Source organism: Streptomyces sp. HSW2009 (assembly GCF_040240285.1).
In the GTDB taxonomy this organism is placed as follows: domain Bacteria; phylum Actinomycetota; class Actinomycetes; order Streptomycetales; family Streptomycetaceae; genus Streptomyces.
In genome coordinates this window covers 1-3,849 of record NZ_JBEHZD010000655.1, presented here as the reverse complement: position 1 = coordinate 3,849, position 3,849 = coordinate 1, and the positions used below count along the sequence as shown (strand labels likewise).

Here is a 3,849-nt window from a genome sequence, read left to right as displayed (position 1 = left end):
GGGGGGGGGGGGGGGGGGGGGGCGCGCCCCCCCGCCGCCCCCGGGCGCCCCCCCCCCCCGGGCCCCCGGCCTCCCCGTTCCCCTGTGGCGACCTGGAGCCCCGAGCTCTCAAGGTCGACCGCGGCGGACTCCCTTCCCCGAGCAGTCCGCCCCCGTGTAGCTGTCTCCCCTCGGCAGCGGCTGACAATCCCCGCGGCCAGTCACCCGAACGAGGGGTGTTCGCGCCGATAGCCACTTGTTCGAATAAAGGTTCGATACTGTGGGGCTGCTCTAGGGAGGGATGGAGGTGCCGGGACACATGGTGCGGCGCACGGACGTGACGGGAGCCGCGGGCGTGCGGCTCGCCGCGGGGGAGTTCGCCGATCCGCCCAAGGCGGAGAGCGGCGCCGAGCAGGCGCCCGGCGTGTTGTTACTGCACGGGCTGATGGGCAGGGCCGCGCACTGGGCGGAGACCGCCCGCTGGCTCTCCACCCGCCACCGGGCCGTCGCCCTGGACCAGCGGGGCCACGGCCGCAGCGACAAGCCCGCCGACGGCCCCTACACCCGCGAGGCGTATGTGGCGGACGCCGAAGCCGCCGTCGAGCAGCTCGGCCTCGGCCCGGCGGTCCTCATCGGGCACTCGATGGGCGCCCTGACCGCCTGGCAGCTCGCGGCCCGCCGCCCCGACCTGGTGCGCGCCCTGGTCATCTGCGACATGCGGGCCTCCGCGCTGGGGGCCGCGTCGCAGCACGAGTGGTCGGACTGGTTCGCCTCGTGGCCGATCCCCTTCGCCACGCTGGCCGACGTCCGCAGGTGGTTCGGCGAGGACGACCCGACGCTTGAGCGCCCCAGGTCCACCCGCGGCGACTTCTACGCCGAGGTGATGTCGGAGTGTGCGGACGGCTGGCGGCCGGTCTTCTCCCGCCGCCAGATGCTGATGGCCCGTGAGACCTGGGTGCACGACGCGCACTGGGAGGACCTCGCTCTCGTGCAGTGCCCCACCCTGGTCGTGCGCGGCCTGGACGGCGAGTTGGGCCGCGCGGAGGCCCAGGAAATGGTGCGCGTCCTACCCCGCGGCATCTACGCCGAGGTCCCCGACGCCGGCCACCTCGTCCACTACGACCGGCCCGACGACTGGCGACGCGTGGTCGAACCCTTCTTGGCGGCCGAACTTCCGGGGTGACGTGGGGCGGGGTGGGGGGTCGGGTGTGGTCGGCTCGACCGACGTGCCTGCCGCGTGCACCGCGGCGCCGTTGCCGCCGCGTCGCTGCTGCGGGAGTGCTGCTGTCGCTCCGACCGCGCCAGGAGCCGCCGCCAGCCCAGGAGTTGCCCAGCCGGCCGGTGACCTCGTGCGCAACCACAGCCACCCCGTATGCAGCCGCCGTCACGCGGCGCGCCGGTCGAGTCGCCGGCCGGCCCCGTACGCAGTCCGTGTGGCCCATCTCATCGCACCGCGGCCCGGGACTCGCTTGCCAGGTGGGAAACGGCTCTCGGATCATCGACCGCATGTACCGCGAACGCCCGTCCAAGGTCTGGACCCTGATCTGCCTCTCCGCCTACGTCGCGGGCGTCGCCTGGATGGGCGTGGACTCGTTGCCCGACGACCTGGGGCCGTGGCTCGCGGTCTCGGCGCTCTTCCTGCTCCTGCTCTTCGCCTTCACCAGCGTCCCGATCTCCAAGTACTTCTACAACCGCATCGACATCGACCCCGCCACCCTGCGCGTCGGCCGCGAGCGACTGCCGCTCGTCGACCTCGACACGGCATCGGTGGCCGCCGCACTGCACCTCGCGCAGCAGCCGCCGGGTCGCCCGTTCGCCGCGGCCCGCGCCGTCCAGCAGTCGGTCCGGAGCGAGCCCCGCCTGGTGGGCGGCGGTTGGGCCGTCCCGATGGGCATGGACAGCGTCGTCATCGCCACCCGACGCGGTCAGGGTCTGAGCATCCCCACCCGCAACCCCCAGGCGTTCCTGACGGCCCTCACCCAGGCACTCGCCGCCCAACCTGCGGCCTGACGCGCCCGCCGTAGGTGCTCCCCGTACGCGCGACCGCCGGGGGCGAGCAACGCGAACGCGCTGCCCGCCCCCGGCGACGTCGAGCGCGAGCCGGGGCCAGAGACGGCTCAGGCGGACTCGGTGGGCAGCCCGGCCTCCACCCAGTCCTGGATGCCCTCGCGGTACTTGCGGACGTTGGTGTAGCCGAGCGCGGTGAGCCGGTCGGCGACCTGGCCACTGTTGGGGCACGCCGTGTTGGAGCAGTACGTGACGATCGCGGCGGCGCGGTCGGGGAGCAGTGCGGGCGCCTGCGCATCGACGTCGGCCCGTACGAGCGCGATGGCGCCCGGCAGGTGCCGCGCGTCGTACTGCGCCCCGCCGAGAGTGTCGAGGACGGTCACGGCGCCCGCGTCGATGGCCTGGCGGAGTTCGGCGCGGGTGATGAGTGCGGTCATGGCAATGCCCTCCCGAGGGAATCGGACTATAGTCCGGTTGTGGCTCATGACGTTAACGGACCGCAGTCCGGTTCTGCAATCCCGCTGGAACTCCTGCGCACCCGTCCCCCCAAGGAGCGGACCGACGCGGCCCGCAACCGCGCCGCCGCGCTGGACGCAGCCGCCCGCCTCTTCGCCGAACACGGTGTGGACGGCGTCTCGATGGACCAGGTGGCCGCAGCCGCCGGCGTCGGCAAGGGCACCCTCTTCCGGCGCTTCGGCGACAAGTCGGGGCTGGCCGTCGCCCTGTTGGACGCCCGCGAGCGGGTGCTCCAGGAGGCGATCCTGTCTGGCCCGCCCCCGCTGGGCCCCGGCGCGCCGGACGGCGAGCGGCTGGCCGCCTTCATCGGCGCCTACTTCGACTACCTGCTGGAACACCTGGCCCTGGTCCGGATGTCGGAGGTGGCGACGCCCGGCGCCAGGTACCGCATCGGCGCGTACCGGTTCTGGCACCGCCACACCACGATCCTGCTCGGCGCCACGCCCGACCCCGAACACACCGCCCACGCCCTGCTCGCCGCCCTGTCCGCCGAACACGTGGCCGCCCTCCTGCCGGAACTCGGCGAAGAACGCATGCGGGCCGGCCTCATCCGCCTCGCCCGCGCAGCCCTGCAACCCGTGGACCCCGGGCACCCTGTGGACCCGTGAGGGGCGGTGGCGCCGCTGCTCACTGACTGACCGGGCGCCCGCTGGCCGGGCCCGTCCGCCGTCCGCCGACCGGCCCGCCCGTCGGCCCGTACGCCGCTGCCGAGCGCCGCCCCGTCCTACCCGAATGCCGCCCGCCCGGGCCCAAAAGACCGCCCCCGGGGCCCGTAGGCGGCCTCACCGTCCCGCCGCCCACCGACTCGCACCGAACCGCCGCCCACGCCCCGCCCCACGCTCTCTGGCCACCGGAATGCCACCCTCCGGGAGTTGTGGGAACCGCCGCCCACCCCCGTGCCGTGAATGCCGACGGACGGCCCCGGCACGCCACGGGCAACGCACGGCGCCGAGTTATCCACAGGCCGCCGGATGGGTGACGTACCCAGCAGATAGCCTCGGTGGCAGCCGAGTGAGACCGGCGCAGCGCCGCGAACGGGGAGGAAGGCAGCCATGCGTGTCCTGGTGACGGCAGTGCGGGCGGGGGCCGAACCCCAGGACGTGCTGGTCACGGCCGATGATGCGGCGACGGCCGACGACGTGGCCGGGGCGCTCACGGCCGAGTCCGCCCCCCACGGCGCACGCCGGGCCACCACCCCGACCGGCAACGTCGTCTCGCTCGCCTGGTCCGCCGAGGCGCCGCCCGCCGGCGCGCCCCCCCCCCCCCGGGGCCCCCGGGGGGCCCCCCCGGGGGGGGGGCGCCCCCCCGGGGCCCCCCCCCCCCCCCCCCCCCCCCCGCCCCCCCCCC

At 75.1% G+C, this 3,849-nt stretch carries 4 protein-coding genes and 1 pseudogene; 4 read left to right on the top strand and 1 reads right to left on the bottom strand.

Annotated features, from left to right (window positions below; all coding sequences use genetic code 11):
• The first annotated feature begins 298 nt into the window (after positions 1 to 298).
• Together AAHZ94_RS30255 and AAHZ94_RS30250 are read left to right on the top strand one after the other, a co-directional pair.
• The gene (locus AAHZ94_RS30255; RefSeq protein WP_349996920.1) at positions 299 to 1,162 is read left to right on the top strand and encodes an alpha/beta fold hydrolase; all 864 of its coding nucleotides are present in this window, start codon (positions 299 to 301) and stop codon (positions 1,160 to 1,162) included.
• A gap of 323 nt (positions 1,163 to 1,485) precedes the next feature.
• Positions 1,486 to 1,989, top strand: a complete 504-nt coding sequence (locus tag AAHZ94_RS30250) for a hypothetical protein (RefSeq protein ID WP_349996919.1) — start codon at positions 1,486 to 1,488, stop codon at positions 1,987 to 1,989.
• A gap of 107 nt (positions 1,990 to 2,096) precedes the next feature.
• Here AAHZ94_RS30250 and AAHZ94_RS30245 read toward each other — a convergent pair whose 3' ends face one another.
• Positions 2,097 to 2,423, bottom strand: coding sequence for a rhodanese-like domain-containing protein (locus AAHZ94_RS30245; RefSeq protein WP_349996918.1), 327 nt, complete (start codon positions 2,421 to 2,423; stop codon positions 2,097 to 2,099).
• Positions 2,424 to 2,462: 39 nt separating this feature from the next.
• Between AAHZ94_RS30245 and AAHZ94_RS30240 the strand changes: the two genes are divergently transcribed.
• The gene (locus AAHZ94_RS30240) at positions 2,463 to 3,110 is read left to right on the top strand and encodes a TetR/AcrR family transcriptional regulator (protein ID WP_349996917.1); all 648 of its coding nucleotides are present in this window, start codon (positions 2,463 to 2,465) and stop codon (positions 3,108 to 3,110) included.
• A 444-nt stretch (positions 3,111 to 3,554) separates the two neighbouring features.
• Positions 3,555 to 3,849, top strand: a pseudogene (locus AAHZ94_RS30235) (hypothetical protein); the annotation flags it as partial.

Bases quoted from the DNA above. Each gene is read 5' to 3' on its own strand.
- AAHZ94_RS30255 (WP_349996920.1), top strand. From the start codon at position 299: ATGGTGCGGCGCACGGACGTGACGGGAGCCGCGGGCGTGCGGCTCGCC.
- AAHZ94_RS30245 (WP_349996918.1), bottom strand. From the start codon at position 2,423: ATGACCGCACTCATCACCCGCGCCGAACTCCGCCAGGCCATCGACGCG.
- AAHZ94_RS30250 (WP_349996919.1), top strand. From the start codon at position 1,486: ATGTACCGCGAACGCCCGTCCAAGGTCTGGACCCTGATCTGCCTCTCC.